The 16,655-nt window shown below is 60.3% G+C and carries 14 protein-coding genes; 10 read left to right on the top strand and 4 right to left on the bottom strand.

What is annotated here, in order from left to right; translation table 11 throughout:
• Positions 1 to 81: 81 nt before the first annotated feature.
• The 6 genes from NH234_RS22520 to flgE all read left to right on the top strand — a co-directional run bounded on the left by NH234_RS22520 (position 82) and on the right by flgE (position 5,070).
• Positions 82 to 1,014, top strand: coding sequence for a chemotaxis protein CheV (locus NH234_RS22520; RefSeq protein ID WP_007960326.1), 933 nt, complete (start codon positions 82 to 84; stop codon positions 1,012 to 1,014).
• A 47-nt stretch (positions 1,015 to 1,061) separates the two neighbouring features.
• The gene (gene cheR / locus NH234_RS22515) at positions 1,062 to 1,889 is read left to right on the top strand and encodes a protein-glutamate O-methyltransferase CheR (protein ID WP_085683589.1); all 828 of its coding nucleotides are present in this window, start codon (positions 1,062 to 1,064) and stop codon (positions 1,887 to 1,889) included.
• A 238-nt stretch (positions 1,890 to 2,127) separates the two neighbouring features.
• Positions 2,128 to 2,535: a flagellar basal body rod protein FlgB gene (flgB, locus tag NH234_RS22510; RefSeq protein ID WP_025112931.1), complete on the top strand. Its 408-nt coding sequence runs from the start codon at positions 2,128 to 2,130 to the stop codon at positions 2,533 to 2,535.
• Positions 2,536 to 2,538: 3 nt separating this feature from the next.
• Positions 2,539 to 2,982 carry a flagellar basal body rod protein FlgC gene (flgC, locus tag NH234_RS22505; protein WP_054593596.1) on the top strand — a complete coding sequence of 148 codons (444 nt, stop codon included), beginning with the start codon at positions 2,539 to 2,541 and terminating at the stop codon, positions 2,980 to 2,982.
• Positions 2,983 to 2,997: 15 nt separating this feature from the next.
• The gene (flgD, locus tag NH234_RS22500) at positions 2,998 to 3,726 is read left to right on the top strand and encodes a flagellar hook assembly protein FlgD (RefSeq protein ID WP_085711003.1); all 729 of its coding nucleotides are present in this window, start codon (positions 2,998 to 3,000) and stop codon (positions 3,724 to 3,726) included.
• 30 nt (positions 3,727 to 3,756) lie between these two features.
• Complete coding sequence (gene flgE, locus NH234_RS22495) at positions 3,757 to 5,070, top strand: flagellar hook protein FlgE (RefSeq protein WP_085730399.1); 1,314 nt, start codon at positions 3,757 to 3,759, stop codon at positions 5,068 to 5,070.
• Between the two features lie 695 nt (positions 5,071 to 5,765).
• On the opposite strand, the gene NH234_RS22490 is transcribed toward flgE, so the two are convergent.
• Positions 5,766 to 8,660 (bottom strand): ribonucleoside-diphosphate reductase subunit alpha, encoded by a 2,895-nt coding sequence (locus tag NH234_RS22490; RefSeq protein WP_367254352.1) that lies wholly within the window; start codon positions 8,658 to 8,660, stop codon positions 5,766 to 5,768.
• A 735-nt stretch (positions 8,661 to 9,395) separates the two neighbouring features.
• On the opposite strand from NH234_RS22490, the gene NH234_RS22485 reads away from it, so the two are divergent.
• Together NH234_RS22485 and NH234_RS22480 are read left to right on the top strand one after the other, a co-directional pair.
• Positions 9,396 to 10,118 (top strand): response regulator, encoded by a 723-nt coding sequence (locus tag NH234_RS22485; RefSeq protein WP_085730401.1) that lies wholly within the window; start codon positions 9,396 to 9,398, stop codon positions 10,116 to 10,118.
• Positions 10,115 to 11,725, top strand: a complete 1,611-nt coding sequence (locus tag NH234_RS22480; RefSeq protein ID WP_367254351.1) for an ATP-binding protein — start codon at positions 10,115 to 10,117, stop codon at positions 11,723 to 11,725. Before NH234_RS22485 ends, NH234_RS22480 begins: the two co-directional genes overlap by 4 nt.
• Before the next feature lie 6 nt (positions 11,726 to 11,731).
• On the opposite strand, the gene NH234_RS22475 is transcribed toward NH234_RS22480, so the two are convergent.
• Positions 11,732 to 12,457 (bottom strand): 4'-phosphopantetheinyl transferase, encoded by a 726-nt coding sequence (locus tag NH234_RS22475; protein ID WP_367254350.1) that lies wholly within the window; start codon positions 12,455 to 12,457, stop codon positions 11,732 to 11,734.
• Positions 12,458 to 12,541: 84 nt separating this feature from the next.
• On the bottom strand, positions 12,542 to 13,333 hold the full coding sequence (locus NH234_RS22470; protein ID WP_367254349.1) for a dienelactone hydrolase family protein: 792 nt from the start codon (positions 13,331 to 13,333) through the stop codon (positions 12,542 to 12,544).
• Positions 13,334 to 13,539: 206 nt separating this feature from the next.
• Between NH234_RS22470 and NH234_RS22465 the strand changes: the two genes are divergently transcribed.
• Both NH234_RS22465 and NH234_RS22460 read left to right on the top strand, forming a co-directional pair.
• The gene (locus NH234_RS22465) at positions 13,540 to 14,217 is read left to right on the top strand and encodes a response regulator transcription factor (RefSeq protein ID WP_085710996.1); all 678 of its coding nucleotides are present in this window, start codon (positions 13,540 to 13,542) and stop codon (positions 14,215 to 14,217) included.
• A complete protein-coding gene (locus NH234_RS22460; protein WP_367254348.1) occupies positions 14,214 to 15,560 on the top strand; it encodes an ATP-binding protein in 1,347 nt (448 codons plus the stop codon). Before NH234_RS22465 ends, NH234_RS22460 begins: the two co-directional genes overlap by 4 nt.
• Positions 15,561 to 15,564: 4 nt before the next feature.
• Here NH234_RS22460 and NH234_RS22455 read toward each other — a convergent pair whose 3' ends face one another.
• On the bottom strand, positions 15,565 to 16,563 hold the full coding sequence (locus NH234_RS22455; protein ID WP_367254347.1) for an AraC family transcriptional regulator: 999 nt from the start codon (positions 16,561 to 16,563) through the stop codon (positions 15,565 to 15,567).
• Positions 16,564 to 16,655: the final 92 nt, after the last annotated feature.

Raw genomic sequence — 16,655 nt, 5'->3', positions numbered from 1 at the left:
AGAGTTAAAAAGCAAGCGCCGTGCCGTTTAGCAATGAATGTGCGTCGCAACAACACTTGGCGTTGGTGTAGGAGTCTGGGCATGGCTGGTGTAATGGATTCGGTGAACCAGCGCACGCAACTGGTGGGGCAGAATCGCCTGGAGCTGTTGTTGTTCCGTCTCGACGGTCAACAGCTCTACGGGATCAACGTGTTCAAGGTTCGGGAAGTGCTGCAGTGCCCGCAACTGACGCTGATGCCCAAGTCCAGTCCTGTCGTGTGCGGGGTGGCGAATATCCGGGGGGCGACCATTCCGATCCTTGATCTGGCAATGGCGACCGGCTCCGGGGCGTTGAAAGACAAGAACAGTCCGTTCGTGATCATCACGGAATACAACACCAAGACCCAGGGTTTCCTGGTGCGCTCGGTGGAACGTATCGTCAACATGAACTGGGAAGAGATCCATCCGCCACCCAAGGGGACCGGTCGCGATCATTACCTGACCGCTGTGACTCGGGTGGACAATCAGTTAGTCGAAATCATCGACGTCGAGAAGGTGCTGGCGGAAGTCGCACCGACACCGGAAGCGATTTCGGTCGGCGTGGTGGATGTCGAGACCCAGAGCAAGGCATTGTCGTTGCGGGTGCTGACGGTCGATGACTCGTCGGTGGCGCGCAAGCAGGTGACACGTTGCCTGCAGACGGTCGGTGTCGAAGTGGTGGCGCTGAACGACGGCAAACAGGCGCTGGATTACCTGCGCAAGCTGGTCGATGAGGGCAAGAAGCCGGAAGAAGAGTTCCTGATGATGATCTCCGACATCGAAATGCCGGAGATGGACGGGTACACCCTGACGGCCGAAATCCGCAGCGACCCTCGCATGCAAAAGCTTCATATCATCCTGCATACTTCGTTGTCGGGTGTGTTCAACCAGGCGATGGTCAAGAAGGTCGGTGCCGATGACTTCCTGGCCAAATTCCGTCCTGATGACCTGGCATCCCGGGTAGTCGACCGGATCAAAGCAGCAGATATCAGCTAGGGACTTTCCGTCCCTGGCGGTCAACACGATTTAAGAGGCGGCATCATTTGTCTACGGGTAATTTGGATTTCGAACAGTTCCGGGTCTTCCTGGAAAAAGCCTGTGGCATTTTGCTCGGTGAAAACAAGCAGTACCTGGTCTCGAGCCGTCTCAACAAACTGATGGAGCAGCAAGGCATCAAGTCCCTGGGTGAGCTGGTACAGCGCATCCAGACCCAGCCGCGCAGCGGTTTGCGCGAGCAGGTGGTCGATGCCATGACGACCAACGAAACCCTGTGGTTTCGCGACACCTATCCGTTTGAAGTCTTGAAGAACAAGGTGCTGCCCGAGGCGATCAAGGCCAGCCCCAACCAGCGTCTGCGGATCTGGTCGGCGGCCTGCTCGTCGGGTCAGGAACCCTATTCGCTGTCGATGTCGATCGACGAGTTCGAGCGGACCAACATCGGTCAGTTGAAGATGGGCGTGCAGATTGTCGCCACGGATCTGTCCGGCAGCATGCTGACCAACTGCAAGACCGGCGAATACGACAGCCTGGCGATCGGTCGTGGTCTTTCCGCCGATCGTCTGCAGCGCTACTTCGACCCGAAAGGGCCGGGACGCTGGGTGATCAAGGCGCCGATCAAGAACCGGGTGGAATTTCGCTCGTTCAACTTGCTCGACAGCTACGCAAGCCTTGGCAAGTTCGACATCGTGTTCTGCCGCAACGTGCTGATCTACTTCTCCGCCGAGGTGAAGAAGGACATCCTGTTGCGTATTCACAGCACACTGAAGCCGGGCGGTTATCTGTTCCTCGGCGCTTCCGAAGCGCTGAACGGTCTGCCGGATCATTACCAGATGGTCCAGTGCAGCCCGGGGATCATTTACCAGGCGAAGTGACTGTCACCGGCAACACAAAAAACGGGAGTCCTCAGGGACTCCCGTTTTTTATGCCTGAGGTTTTTTGCGGGCGGCAAGCGGCAGAAAAGCGGCATCCGGCGGAAACCCGTTGCCGCTTTTCTGGCATTGCCGCTTTGCCGATCCCCTGCAAAGCCCCGGAATACGGGGCTTTTTAAAACTGGCACGACGCTTGCTATAACCCTGTTACGAAAAACCCGGTCACCTGAAGGTTCCCGACATGAGCATCAGCTTCGATAAAGCGCTCGGAATTCACGAAAAAGCCCTGGGCTTCCGCGCCCAGCGTGCCGAAGTCCTGGCCAACAACATCGCCAACGCCGACACCCCGAACTACAAGGCTCGGGATCTGGATTTCTCCAAAGTGCTCGAAGCACAGAGCCAGAAGAACGCCAACGGCACCATCGCCCTGAACATGACCAACAGCCGTCACATCGAAGCTGAAGGTCTGGGCAATGGCGACGAGTCGCTGATGTATCGCACGCCGATGCAGCCATCGATCGACCAGAACACCGTTGACGCTCAGCTGGAACAGTCGAACTACGCGGAAAACGCCGTCGGCTTCCAGGCCAGCTTCACCCTGCTCAACAGCAAATTCAAAGGGCTGGTGTCAGCCCTGCGCGGAGAGTAATCCATGTCCCTGTCCAGCGTTTTCAACATTGCCGGCAGCGGCATGAGCGCCCAGACCACGCGTTTGAACACCGTGGCTTCGAACATCGCCAACGCCGAAACCGTCTCGTCGAGCATCGACCAGACCTATCGCGCCCGTCACCCGGTGTTCGCCACCATGTTTCAGGGCGGCCAGAGCGGCGGCAGCAATTCGCTGTTCCAGAACCAGGACGCCGCAGGCCAGGGCGTGCAGGTACTCGGCGTGGTCGAAGACCAGAGCAACCTCGAAGCGCGCTACGAGCCGAATCATCCGGCCGCCGACGCCAAGGGCTACGTCTACTACCCGAACGTCAACGTGGTGGAAGAAATGGCCGACATGATTTCCGCGAGCCGGTCCTTCCAGACCAACGCCGAAATGATGAACACCGCCAAAACCATGATGCAGAAGGTACTGACCCTCGGTCAGTAATAAGGGGCGACTGTCATGAGTGTTACCGATACCACCAGCAGCCTGACGATGAACGACATACTGGCCAACTCTTCGAAGAAGACCAGTAGCACGACCACCGGCGGCATCGCTTCGGCTACCAACAGCGCCACCGGCGGCCAGGCCCTGGGCAAGGATGCGTTCCTGCAGTTGCTGGTGACCCAGCTGAAAAACCAGAACCCGCTCGACCCGCAGGACAACAGTGCATTCGTTGCCCAGCTGGCGCAGTTCAGCAGCCTCGAGGGGATCACCACCCTCAACAGCACCGTGAGTTCGCTGGCCGGCAACTACAACTCGTCGCAAGCCTTGCAGGCTTCGTCGCTGGTTGGCCGCAACGTGATCGTGCAGACCAACTCGGTCCAGCTCGACGATCCGAGCAAAGGCATGACCGGTTCGGTCACCGTTCCGTCGTCGATTGCCGGCGGCACCGTCAGCATCACCGACAGCAGCGGCACGGTCGTTCGCACCATCGATCTGGGCAGTCGCGCCGCCGGCAATGCGAGCTTTACCTGGGACGGCAAGGACAAGGACGGCAACCTGGTGAAGACCGGTACTTATACCGTCAAGGCCAACGCCTCGATCAATGGCACCTCGACCGATATGGCGACCTACCTGCCGGCCACCGTCACCAGCGTGACGATCAGCCAGACCGGCGGCGAGCTGATGCTCAACCTGTCCGGCAAGGGCACCGTTGCTCTGTCCAAAGTACAAACCATTGGTATATAGAGCCGACTAACCGGCACAAAGGAGTGGAATATGTCTTTCAATATCGGCCTTAGCGGTCTCTATGCAGCCAACAAGCAACTGGACGTGACCGGCAACAACATCGCCAACGTCGCGACAGCCGGTTTCAAATCGTCCCGCGCGGAATTCGAAGACGTCTACTCGGCGACTCGCCTGGGCAGCGGCAGCAAGGTCATCGGCAACGGCGTGCGCCTGGCTAACGTTTCCCAGCAGTTCACCCAGGGTGACATCAACAACACCGGCAACGTGCTGGACATGGGGATCAACGGTTCCGGCTTCTTCACCCTGAGCAACAACGGTTCGGTGTCCTACACCCGTGCCGGTACGTTCAAGGTCGACAAGGACGGCTACATCACCAACACCGACTACACCTCGCGTCTGCAGGGTTACGGTGTGGATTCCAACGGCAAGATCATCAACGGCGTGTTGACCGACCTGAAGATCGATACCTCGAACCTGGCGCCGAAGTCCACCTCGCTGGTCACTTCGACCATCAACCTGAACTCGACCGCTCCGGTGATCGACGATACTGTGGCGGCCGGCAAATTCGACCCGACCAACACGGCGACCTACACCAAGTCGTTCAGTACTCCGATCTATGACAGCCAGGGCAACCAGCACACCATGGATCAATACATGGTCAAGACCGGCGCCAACACCTGGAAGGTCTACACCCTGGTGGACGGTCGTAACCCGGATGCTACCGGCAGTGATCCTAAGGTCACCGCACCAGTGGCTTCCACCATGACCTTCGACTCCACTGGCAAACTGACTCAGGTCAGCACTCCGCCAGCCACGATCAGCAGTGACCTGAAGCTCACTGGCTGGGTGCCCGGGACTGTGACCAATGGTGTCTGGTCTGCCAACGGTGCTTCGGCGAACCCGGCCGGCATTACCATCTCCATGGCCAAGACCACTCAGTACAACGCCGATACCGCGCGTTCGATTCCGACCCAGGATGGTTACGCCACCGGCCAGATCACCAACCTGACCATCGACGGTACCGGTACCCTGTTCGCCAACTTCAGCAACAACCAGAGCAAGGCCATCGGCCAGGTTGCGCTGGCCAGCTTCACCAACGAGCAGGGCCTGCAACCGATTGGCGGGACCAGTTGGAAAGAGACTTTCGCTTCGGGTATCCCGGGCTACGATGCGCCGGAAACCGGTACCCTGGGTTCGGTCGTATCCAACTCGCTGGAAGAGTCGAACGTTAACCTGACCAACGAGCTGGTGGATCTGATCAAGGGCCAGAGCAACTATCAGGCGAACGCCAAGACCATCTCGACCCAGAGCACCATCATGCAGACCATCATTCAGATGACCTGATTTTTGGTTGTTCAAGGAGCCCCTCTTTTTGAGGGGCTTTTTTTTGTTTGGCGTGGCGTCCTTGGAGACGACCATGCTTTGGTTGATTGGGTGAATATCCGTTGCTTTGGGTGCTGCCGCTGGCGGTTTCGCTCTTACAGCGACTCACTTTTGCAGACGCCCAAAAGTAAGCAAAACGCTGGGCCCCGGCGTTCGGCACCTCGCCTAGGCTCGGTGTTCCTTCGTTCCGGGATTCATCCGGGGGCATCGCCTCCGGTTTGCTTCGCTACACCTCCTCTCGATGTGTTCGACTCCGTCGAACGGCGCTGCGCGCCCACCCCCGGATAAATCCCTCCACTCAGCCTGCCGAAGGGGCCGGCACGTCAAAAGCTGTACTCGAGCTAACGCTCATCGTGTTGAGTGGTGGAGAGCGAAAGCCAAAGCCAAAGCCAAAGCCAAAGCCGAGGCAGGAGTAGGAGTGGAGGCAGAAGAAGCTGAGTTGCATGGCATGTGTTTTAAACCCCGAGTTCACCTCGGTATTTCACGTCGGCGTACCTCTACCAAACACCTCGGTCAGTCCCCTCTCCCTTCGGGAGAGGGTTAGGGTGGGGGGGGCTTTTGATTTTTTTTCGCGGCCAAAAGAAAACCCCCGACAAACCAGAAGTCTGTCGGGGGTTCTCGGATCAGGCGTCTCGCAACGCCCGATTCAGCTCAGCTTATTGGCAAGCTTCGCAATCCGGCTCGTCGATGGCGCAGGCCTTCGGTACCGGAGCAGGGCCGGCTGGCGCTGCCAGGACCGAATCGTCACCGTGGTTGCCGCCGCTGGAAACAGCGTTCAGCTTGCCGGTGTTGATGGTCGACTTCTCGGTGCTGGTCGCAGCCAGGGCACGGAGGTAGTAGGTGGTTTTCAGACCACGGTACCAGGCCATGCGGTAGGTCACGTCCAGCTTCTTGCCCGATGCGCCGGCGATGTACAGGTTCAGCGACTGGGCCTGGTCGATCCACTTCTGACGACGGCTGGCGGCGTCAACGATCCACTTGGTGTCCACTTCGAACGCGGTCGCGTAGAGCTCTTTGAGTTCTTGCGGGATGCGCTCGATCTGCTGAACCGAACCGTCGTAGTACTTCAGATCGTTGATCATGACCGAGTCCCACAGACCACGAGCCTTCAGGTCGCGAACCAGGTACGGGTTGATCACGGTGAATTCGCCCGACAGGTTCGATTTCACGTACAGGTTCTGGTAGGTCGGTTCGATCGACTGCGATACGCCGGTGATGTTGGCGATGGTCGCGGTCGGTGCGATGGCCATGATGTTCGAGTTACGGATGCCTTTCTGTACACGGGCGCGAACCGGTGCCCAGTCCAGGGACTCGGTCAGGTCGACGTCGATGTACTTCTGGCCACGTGCTTCGATCAGGATCTGTTGCGAATCCAGTGGCAGTACGCCTTTGGACCACAGCGAACCCTGGAACGTCTCGTACGAGCCGCGCTCGTCGGCCAGGTCGCAGGAAGCCTGGATCGCGTAGTAGCTGACCGCTTCCATGGACTTGTCGGCGAACTCGACGGCAGCGTCGGAACCGTAAGGGATGTGCTGCAGGTACAGCGCGTCCTGGAAGCCCATGATGCCCAGGCCGACCGGACGGTGACGGAAGTTGGAGTTCTTCGCCTGCGGTACCGAGTAGTAGTTGATGTCGATCACGTTGTCGAGCATGCGAACGGCTACGTCGATGGTGCGCTTGAGCTTGGCGGTGTCCAGCTTGCCGTCGATGATGTGGTTCGGCAGGTTGATCGAGCCCAGGTTGCAGACCGCGATTTCGTCCTTGTTGGTGTTCAAGGTGATCTCGGTGCACAGGTTCGAGCTGTGAACCACGCCGACGTGCTGCTGCGGGCTACGCAGGTTGCACGGGTCTTTGAAAGTCAGCCATGGGTGGCCGGTTTCGAACAGCATCGACAGCATCTTGCGCCACAGGTCTTTGGCCTGGATGGTCTTGAATAGCTTGATCTTGCCCGGGTACTCGGTCAGGGCTTCGTAGTACTCGTAGCGCTCTTCGAAGGCCTTGCCGGTCAGGTCGTGCAGGTCCGGTACTTCGGACGGCGAGAACAGGGTCCACTTGCCGTCATCGAAGACACGCTTCATGAACAGGTCGGGGATCCAGTTGGCGGTGTTCATGTCGTGGGTACGACGACGGTCATCACCGGTGTTCTTGCGCAGCTCGATGAACTCTTCGATGTCCATGTGCCAGGTTTCCAGGTAGGCACACACAGCGCCTTTGCGCTTGCCACCCTGGTTAACGGCAACGGCGGTGTCGTTCACGACTTTCAGGAACGGAACAACGCCCTGGGACTTGCCGTTGGTGCCCTTGATGTACGAACCCAGTGCACGCACCGGCGTCCAGTCGTTGCCCAGGCCGCCGGCGAATTTCGACAGCATGGCGTTGTCGTGGATCGCGTGGTAGATGCCCGACAGGTCATCCGGAACGGTGGTCAGGTAGCAGCTCGACAGCTGTGGACGCAGGGTACCGGCGTTGAACAGGGTCGGGGTCGAAGCCATGTAGTCGAACGAGGACAGCAGGTTGTAGAACTCGATCGCACGGTCTTCTTTCTGCTTCTCTTCGATCGCCAGGCCCATGGCCACGCGCATGAAGAAGATCTGTGGCAGTTCGAAACGCACGCCATCCTTGTGGATGAAGTAGCGGTCGTACAGGGTCTGCAGGCCCAGGTAGGTAAATTGCTGGTCGCGCTCGTGGTTGATCGCCTTGCCCAGTTTTTCCAGGTCGAAGGAGGCCAGCACAGGGTTCAGCAGTTCGAACTCGATACCTTTGGCGACGTAGGCCGGCAGTGCCTTGGCGTACAGGTCGGCCATCTCGTGGTGGGTCGCGCTCTCGGCGACGCCCAGGAAGCCCAGGCCTTCGGCACGCAGGGTGTCCATCAGCAGGCGGGCGGTCACGAACGAGTAGTTCGGCTCACGCTCGACCAGGGTACGCGCGGTCATTACCAGTGCGGTGTTGACGTCGTTCAGGGCCACGCCGTCGTACAGGTTCTTCAGGGTTTCGCGCTGGATCAGGTCGCCGTCGACTTCGGCCAGACCTTCGCAGGCTTCGGTGACGATGGTGTTCAGACGTCCCATGTCCAGCGGCGCGAGGCTGCCGTCGGCGCGTGTGATGCGGATCGACGGGTGCGCCTGAACCGGAGCATCGGCGGTGGTGCGGGTGGCGCGTTCCTTGGAGCGGGCGTCGCGGTAGATCACGTAATCGCGAGCCACTTTCTGCTCGCCGGCACGCATCAGGGCCAGTTCAACCTGGTCCTGGATTTCTTCGATGTGGATGGTGCCGCCCGATGGCATGCGACGCTTGAAGGTCGCGGTGACCTGTTCGGTCAGGCGGGCAACGGTGTCGTGGATTCGCGACGAAGCGGCAGCGGTGCCGCCCTCAACTGCGAGAAACGCTTTGGTGATAGCGACGGTGATCTTGTCATCGGTGTAAGGAACGACAGTGCCATTACGCTTGATCACACGCAGTTGACCAGGCGCGGTGGCAGCCAGATCCGAATTCGAATCGGCGGCCTGCGGCAAGGTGCCCTGCGGGTTCTCGCGAGTTGTGTCGGTTTGCATGGGTGTCTCCACGTTCTCTATGTTTGTTTGGGCACCATCACGGTGCCCACCGTTCCGTCCTGAAGCACTACGACCGGCCAGCGCCGGGTAACGACTTCGGGACAGTTCAGGAAGTGGGCCTTGTGGGCGCCGCTTCCATGCCGAAGTCTTCGGTTCGCGCGATACGCGTGAAACCGCATTCCTTTCGGGGAGCAGTTTCGCCACTGCAACACCCGTACCGTTTACGCCGTGATCGGCTGAAAAACGGTAGCCATCCGCAGGCGCGGTTTGGGCTTCTGAAAATACGTTTGGTTCAACCTGACAATGGCAATAAAAAGCCTTGAATTCACTGTCCGGTTTGTGTTTGGTTTTTGGCGCGAACCCCTACATGTAGGGTTTTTTTTGGCGCGGGCTACAAGATAATGCGTTTTGGGGGGCGATTGCAACGCAAAGCCTGTGGATAACCCTGTGCGTAAATTGTGTGCGAAACAGGGAAAGCCTTTGTAGGCCGTGAACCTGCTGAGCTAGACCGTTTGTCACTGTTTTTTCGCCGGGAAAAACGCTTCAGCGGATTTTTAAGGGCGCGAACCCTATCACAGAAAACAGCCTTGTCCGAACGCATTTACCGACTTGTGTTCTCGTTGTACGCCGTTTATACAATCGGCCCTGACACACGCATTCTTATCCTCCTTAAAGATGACAAAAAGACGGGAGGATCCTTCCTTTATTCGCAGCATCGGCAAACAGAGGTCACCCGTGGAGCAAGAAGCCTGGCAGGTATTGATAGTCGAGGACGACCAGCGTCTGGCCGAACTGACCCGCGAATACCTGCAAGCCAATGGATTGCAGGTGGAGATCGAAGGCAACGGGGCGCTGGCGGCGGCGCGGATCATCAAGGAGCAGCCGGATCTGGTGATCCTCGACCTGATGCTCCCCGGTGAAGATGGCCTGAGCATCTGCCGCAAGGTGCGCGACCAGTACGACGGGCCGATCCTCATGCTGACCGCGCGCACCGACGACGCCGACCAGATCCTCGGCCTCGACATCGGTGCCGATGATTACGTGTGCAAACCGGTTCGCCCGCGACTGTTGCTGGCGCGCATCCAGGCATTGTTGAGACGCAGTGATGCACCGGAGCCGGCGTCGGGCAAACCGCGCCGTCTGCAATTCGGCCCGCTGGTGGTCGACAACGCCTTGCGCGAAGCCTGGCTGAGCGACAGCGGCATCGAGTTGACCAGCGCCGAATTCGATCTGCTGTGGCTGCTGGTGTCCAACGCCGGACGCATCCTGTCCCGGGAAGAAATCTTCACCGCGTTGCGCGGCATCGGCTACGACGGCCAGGACCGTTCGATCGATGTACGCATCTCGCGCATCCGTCCGAAGATTGGCGATGACCCTGATCATCCGCGCCTGATCAAGACCGTGCGCAGCAAGGGTTATCTGTTCGTGCCTGAAGCCTGCGTAGAACTGCCGCTGTGAATTCGATCTTTCTGCGCATCTACGGCGGCATGTGTGCGGCACTGATTCTGGTGGCGGTGCTCGGTGTGCTGGCGTTGCACTTGCTCAATCAGGTGCGCAGCGAGCAATACCGCGAGCGCCTGGCCCACGGCACGTTTTCCCTGATGGCCGACAACCTGCAACCGATGAACGATACCGAGCGCCACCGCGCCTTGCTGGTATGGGAACGATTGCTGGGGATTCCGCTGACGTTGAAGAAGTTCAACCAGACCGATCTCGATCTGACCCAGCGCACCCGCGTGCAGCGCGGCCAGGCCTTGGTCGAGCAGACCGGGCCGCATGCGGCAAAGGTCTACCGTTTGGTCAGCGACAAGGAACAGCTTGTGCTGGTGGGCGAGGTGCAGCAGATCAGCGAGCAACTGGCCCGGGCGACCATCTACCTGTTGGCCGATGAACTGGTGCGGGTGCCGGTGGGCGAGCAGCCCAAACGCCTCGCGCAACTAAAGGAAGAGAAGGGGTTCGGCTTCGATCTGCGGCTGGTCACTGTGAACGAGGCCGACATGGATGAAGACCAGAGCCGTCGCGTGTCGGAGGGCGATACGGTGATGGCACTGGGCAAGGGCGGTGATTCGATCCGGGTGTTCGCCGGGATGGTCGGCACGCCGTGGGTGCTGGAAATCGGTCCGCTCTATCAGATGAATCCGTACCCGCCGCAATGGCTGGTGCTGATTGCCGCATTGGGTCTGACCCTGATCGGTCTCATCGTCTATTTATTGGTGCGTCAGCTGGAACGGCGTTTGCGCGGTCTCGAAGCCGCCGCTACCCGCATTGCCAAAGGCAGTCTGGAAACCCGGGTGCCGGCGCGAGGGGCCGACTCGGTGGGCAGACTGGCGGCGGCGTTCAACGGCATGGCCGAGCATCTGCAGCAGTTGCTGGCGATCCAGCGTGAGCTGGTGCGCGCGGTATCTCACGAGCTGCGAACGCCGGTGGCGCGCCTGCGCTTCGGTCTGGAAATGATCGGCTCGGCCACCACCCCGCAAGCACTGGAAAAGTACCGCGAGGGCATGGACCACGACATCGAGGACCTCGATAAGCTGGTGGACGAAATGCTCACCTATGCACGGCTGGAGCAGGGCTCGCCGGCGCTGACCTTCCAGCGCATCGATCTCGACGCACTGGTCAATCAGGTGATCGAAGAACTGGCGCCACTGCGTGCCGACGTCACGGTGCAACGCGGCTTGTGCCTGTCGGCGGCTGATTGCGACGATGCCTGGGTCGAGGCCGAGCCGCGTTACCTGCATCGGGCCTTGCAGAATCTCGTGGGCAACGCCATGCGCCATGCGCGCTCGAAGGTCACGGTCAGTTATCAGGTCGGGCAGATGCGTTGCCGGGTGGATGTCGAGGACGACGGTCCCGGTGTGCCGGAAAGTGCCTGGGAGAAAATCTTCACGCCCTTTCTGCGGCTGGACGACAGCCGTACGCGGGCGTCTGGCGGACACGGCTTGGGATTGTCGATTGTGCGGCGGATCATTCATTGGCATGACGGCCGGGCGCTGATCGGCAAGAGCAAGAGTCTGGGCGGGGCGTGTTTCAGTCTGAGCTGGCCGCGGAATCAGGAGCGGCGTTGAAACCGCTCAAACCTGAATGCTGACCAGGCTCAACAACTGCCCGTCGTGTACCCCGAACTGTGCATCCAGCTCGGTCCCGTTGCGCCATTCGCTGGACAGGTCCGTCAGCAGGCGCAGCCTCACATGACCTTGCTCGGTCCATTCGAGCATTTCGGCGTGCTCGAAATAGAAACGTTTCTGGACGATCGGGTACAGCGCCTTGAACAGGCTTTCCTTCACCGAAAACGTCAGCGTCACCCAGAGCGCCAGTTGATCGCGGGCGCCGGCGGCCATGCGCTGCATTTCCGCTGGTGTGAGGATTTCCCCGGCCAGGCGCTCGGCCCGTTCGGCGTTGAGCAGGTTTTCCATATCCATGCCCAGCCCGCGCCAGTGTTGCTTGTTGGCGACAATCGCGGCTGCCCGGCCGGTGCTGTGGGTGATCGAGCCGCAAATATGTGCCGGCCATACCGGTGCGCGATCCTCGCCAATCGCCGGGACACTGTTTGAACCTTCCAGTTTTTGCAGTGCGGCCCGGGCGCAGATACGCCCGGCGAGAAACTCCGCCTGACGCTTGGCCACCGAGCGCTGGATGCTCGGCGGCGGCTCGATGGCGCTGCGGCGGAAATCATCGCCGAGCAACTGCGACGGGTCGAAATGGGTGCTCAGCAGCACGGTGTCCGGCAGCACGATCGGCAATGGCCAATGGGCATCGAGCGGGGTGCAGCAAGCTGGGAGGAGGGGGCTGGAATTCATGGCGGGCATTTTGCCGGGTTGCTTTGAGGCTGGATAGTGCGCGGGTGTGGAACGTTCCCGCGCAGGGCGCGGGAACCAGTGGGCTCAGCCAAAGATTTTCTTGAAGAAGGCCTGCATGTCCGCCCAGGATTTTTCATCCGCAGCCTTGTTGTAGCCGATGTCCGGGCCACCGTGATCGCCGTGGCTCAGACGATCCGCATCGGGGTTGGTGAAACCATGCTTGGCGCCGTCGAGGCTGACGAATTTATAGTCGGCGCCGGCCTTGTCCATTTCAGACTTGAACGCCGTGACGTTGTCGGCGGTGACCATGCTGTCCAGCGCGCCGTGCTCGACGAGGATCTTCGCCTTGACGCTGCCGGGCGTCGCCGGGGTCTTGGTGGCGAGTGCGCCGTGGAAACTTACCACGCCGGCCAGTGGCACACCCTGACGCGCCGCATTCAACACCACGCCACCACCGAAACAGTAACCGATGGCGGCCAGTTTGCCGGTGTCGGTCTGTGGCTGTTTTTTCAGCAGATCGAGGCCGGCCTCGAAGCGTTTGCTGGCGGCATCGGCGTTCTGCGTGGCAGCCTGCATGAACGCCATCGCGTCTTTCGGGTGCTCGGTGTTCTTGCCTTCACCGTACATGTCGATGGCCAGGGCGCTGTAGCCGAGCCCGGCGAGATCCCGGGCGCGGCGCTTGGCGTAGTCGTTCAGGCCCCACCATTCATGGACCACCACCACGCCGGGGCGAGGTCCCTTGATCGCGTCGTCATAGGCGTAATAACCGATCAGTTTCGTGCCATCGGCGCTCTGATAAGGTATTTCCTCAGTTTTGATTGCAGCCGCGCTGAGGCTGCTGAAGGCGAGCAGGGTGAGGGCAAGGAACAGGCGCATGATCGGGTCTCCTGACAATAAAAGGTCAAGACAGCCTAGTTCATTTGATTGCGCCCGGGTTCAGGATGCGTTCAGGGCAGGTACAGGCCGGGTTCAGTAATCTTGAACCACGTGCGAGGGATGTAATGTACAGGCCCCTCAAAAGCGGCAGTACACCGTTGTCGCAGGTATGCTGTTGGAGATGCTGATTTGCCCGGGAGAGCGTCATGAAACTGTTGGTCGTCGAAGATGAAGCGCTGTTGCGTCATCACCTGCAAACCCGCCTGACGGAAAGCGGTCACGTGGTCGAGTCCGTGGCCAATGCCGAAGAGGCGCTGTACCAGACCGGGCAATTCAACTTTGACCTGGCGGTGATCGACCTCGGCCTGCCGGGCATGGGCGGGCTCGACCTGATCCGCCAGTTGCGCCAGGACGGCAAGAGCTTCCCGATCCTGATCCTCACCGCTCGCGGCAACTGGCAGGACAAGGTCGAAGGCCTGGCCGCCGGCGCCGACGATTACCTGGTCAAACCGTTCCAGTTCGAAGAACTCGAAGCGCGGCTCAATGCCCTGCTGCGCCGCTCCAGCGGTTTCACTCAGTCGTCCATCGTCGCCGGGCCGTTGTTGCTCGACCTCAATCGCAAGCAGGCGACCCTCGATGAACAGCCTCTGGCGCTGACCGCCTACGAATACCGGATCCTCGAATACCTGATGCGCCACCATCAGCAAGTGGTGCCCAAGGATCGCCTGATGGAACAGCTGTACCCGGACGACGACGAGCGTGATCCGAATGTGATCGAAGTGCTGGTCGGGCGTCTGCGGCGCAAGCTCGAAGGCCCGGCCGGATTCAAGCCGATCGACACGGTGCGCGGGCTCGGCTATCTGTTCAATGAGCGCTGCACTTGATCCGTTCGCTTCGTGTTCGTTTGATGTTGGCCGCCACGACGCTGGCGGTGTTGTTCATGCTCGCCTTGCTTCCGGCGATGCAAGGGGCGTTCAGCCTGGCGCTGCAGGATTCCATCGAGCAGCGCCTGGCTTCGGATGTCACCACACTGATTTCTGCGGCTCGGATTGAAAACGGTCGTCTGGTGATGCCGATGCAGTTGCCGGACGAGCGTTTCAACCTCGCCGACTTCCGTCTGCTCGGCTACATCTACGACCGCGAAGGTCATCTGGTCTGGCGCTCGAAAGCGACCCAGGAAGAGCAGATCAACTACAAACCGCGTTACGACGGGATGGGCAGCGAGTTTGCGCGGATTCGCGAAGCCAGCGGTCAGGAATTCTTCGTCTACGACGTCGAAGTCAAACTGCTCGGCGGCAAGAATGCGGCGTTCAGCATCGTTGCGCTGCAACCGGTGCGTGAATACGAAACCACCCTCGAAGGCCTGCGGGAAAACCTCTACCTCGGCTTCGGCGCTGCGTTGCTGGTGCTGCTCTCGCTGCTGTGGATCGGCCTGACCTGGGGCCTGAAAGCCTTGCGCCGGCTCAGCCAGGAACTGGACGAAATCGAAAGCGGCACCCGCGAAAGCCTCACCGAACAGCACCCCCGTGAACTGTTGCGTCTGACCGGCTCGCTCAACCGCTTGCTGCACAGCGAGCGTCAGCAACGCAGCCGTTACCGTGACTCCCTTGATGATCTGGCCCACAGCCTGAAAACCCCGCTGGCGGTGTTGCAGGGCGTCAGCGAAGACATGGCCCAGCGTCCCGAAGATCGCGATCAGGCCTGGGTGCTGCAAGCCCAGATCGAGCGCATGAGTCAGCAGATCAGCTATCAACTGCAGCGCGCCAGCCTGCGTAAAAGCGGTCTGGTGCGCCATCAGGTGCGCCTGCGTCCGGTGCTCAAAAGCCTGTGCGACACCCTGGACAAGGTCTACCGCGACAAACGCGTGCGGGTGGCATTCGACCTGCCGGAACACTGCTACCTGCCGATCGAGCAGGGCGCCTTGCTGGAAATGCTGGGCAACCTGCTGGAAAACGCCTATCGCCTGTGCCTCGGCGAAGTGCGCATCAGCGTGCGCGAAAGCCTAGCCGGCATCGAGTTGTGCATCGAAGACGATGGCCCGGGTGTTCCGCAGCATCAGCGCGCGCGGATTCTTGAACGCGGTGAACGCCTGGATCGCCAGCACCCGGGGCAGGGGATCGGGCTGGCGGTGGTCAAGGACATTATCGAGAGCTACAACGCCAAGCTGACGTTGGGCGACTCACCAATGGGCGGGGCGGCGTTCAGGATTCATTTCCCGGCGGTGTGATCGCCTACTGCTCCTGCGCCCGATAAGCCCCCGGCGTCAGCCCCGTCCACTTCTTGAACGCTCGATGAAACGCCGACGGCTCGGAAAACCCGAGCTGTTCGGCGATCTGTTGCAACGACAGATCGGCCCGCCCCAGGTGATAAATCGCAATGTCCCGGCGCAACTGATCCTTCAACTCCTGAAAACTGGTGCCTTCCTCGCGCAAATGCCGACGCAGGGTCTGCGGGCTGATGTGCAGATGCGCCGCGACGGCTTCCAGGTCCGGCCAGCGCGCGCTGTCATGACTGAGCAGGCGGCGCAATCGGCTGCTGAGGCTGTTGCCGTCGTCCGGGCGAGACAGCAGGTCGGCGGGAGAGCGTTCGAGAAAGTGCTTGAGCGTGCGCTCGTCCTGCAACAGCGGCATGTGCAGATAGCGACTGTGAAACACCAGACTGCTTTGCGGTGCCGAAAACTCCAGCGGACACGAGAACAGCAAATCGTACTCCGCCCCGTGCGCCGGTTTCGGGTAGCTGAAACTTGCCTGTTCCAGGCGAATTCGCTGGCCGATCAGCCAGCTGCCGAGGCGATGCCAGATCACCAGCAGGCTCTCGGAGAGAAAGTGATCCGGATCCCACCATTGCGAATCGTCGAGGCTCAGACGCACCCATTCATCTTCATGGGTCAGGCTCAGGCGCGGGGCCTCTGGGAATAGGCTATAAAACAATAAGCCGCGTTGCAGAGCCTTTTCCAGGCTGCGGCAATGGATGATGGCGTGGCACATCATGGCGAAAGTGCCGGTCTTGCTGGGCGCGTTGCCTAAGCCCAGGCATTCGTCGTCCAGGGCCAGCCACAGGTTCTGGATCAGTCGGGTGAATTGTTCCGGGGCGATCCGCGCACGGGGCTCGTCGAGCAGTTCGGGACTGATACCCAGTTGTAGCAGCAGACCCGAATGATCGAACCCGCGACGGCGCGCGCCGACGAGGGCGGCACGGGCGAAGTGACTGGCAATGGTGCGTTCGCGCATAAACGGCAAATCCTTCCTCTGGCGACCGATGGTAGCCGGCGGCTCTGATCGGCAACAAGGCGGATTTCCGCCAAATTGTAGGACGAGACCGG

The organism is Pseudomonas sp. stari2 (assembly GCF_040760005.1).
Lineage (GTDB): Bacteria > Pseudomonadota > Gammaproteobacteria > Pseudomonadales > Pseudomonadaceae > Aquipseudomonas.
The sequence above is the reverse complement of the archived record's forward strand: the minus strand, read 5'-3'. Positions and strand labels throughout refer to the sequence as shown.

Excerpts from the sequence above, each read along its gene's own strand:
- NH234_RS22475 (WP_367254350.1), bottom strand. The coding sequence starts at position 12,457 with ATGAATTCCAGCCCCCTCCTCCCAGCTTGCTGCACCCCGCTCGATGCC.
- flgD (WP_085711003.1), top strand. The coding sequence starts at position 2,998 with ATGAGTGTTACCGATACCACCAGCAGCCTGACGATGAACGACATACTG.
- NH234_RS22470 (WP_367254349.1), bottom strand. The coding sequence starts at position 13,333 with ATGCGCCTGTTCCTTGCCCTCACCCTGCTCGCCTTCAGCAGCCTCAGC.
- NH234_RS22490 (WP_367254352.1), bottom strand. The coding sequence starts at position 8,660 with ATGCAAACCGACACAACTCGCGAGAACCCGCAGGGCACCTTGCCGCAG.
- NH234_RS22520 (WP_007960326.1), top strand. The coding sequence starts at position 82 with ATGGCTGGTGTAATGGATTCGGTGAACCAGCGCACGCAACTGGTGGGG.
- flgC (WP_054593596.1), top strand. The coding sequence starts at position 2,539 with ATGTCCCTGTCCAGCGTTTTCAACATTGCCGGCAGCGGCATGAGCGCC.
- NH234_RS22455 (WP_367254347.1), bottom strand. The coding sequence starts at position 16,563 with ATGCGCGAACGCACCATTGCCAGTCACTTCGCCCGTGCCGCCCTCGTC.
- flgE (WP_085730399.1), top strand. The coding sequence starts at position 3,757 with ATGTCTTTCAATATCGGCCTTAGCGGTCTCTATGCAGCCAACAAGCAA.
- NH234_RS22465 (WP_085710996.1), top strand. The coding sequence starts at position 13,540 with ATGAAACTGTTGGTCGTCGAAGATGAAGCGCTGTTGCGTCATCACCTG.
- flgB (WP_025112931.1), top strand. The coding sequence starts at position 2,128 with ATGAGCATCAGCTTCGATAAAGCGCTCGGAATTCACGAAAAAGCCCTG.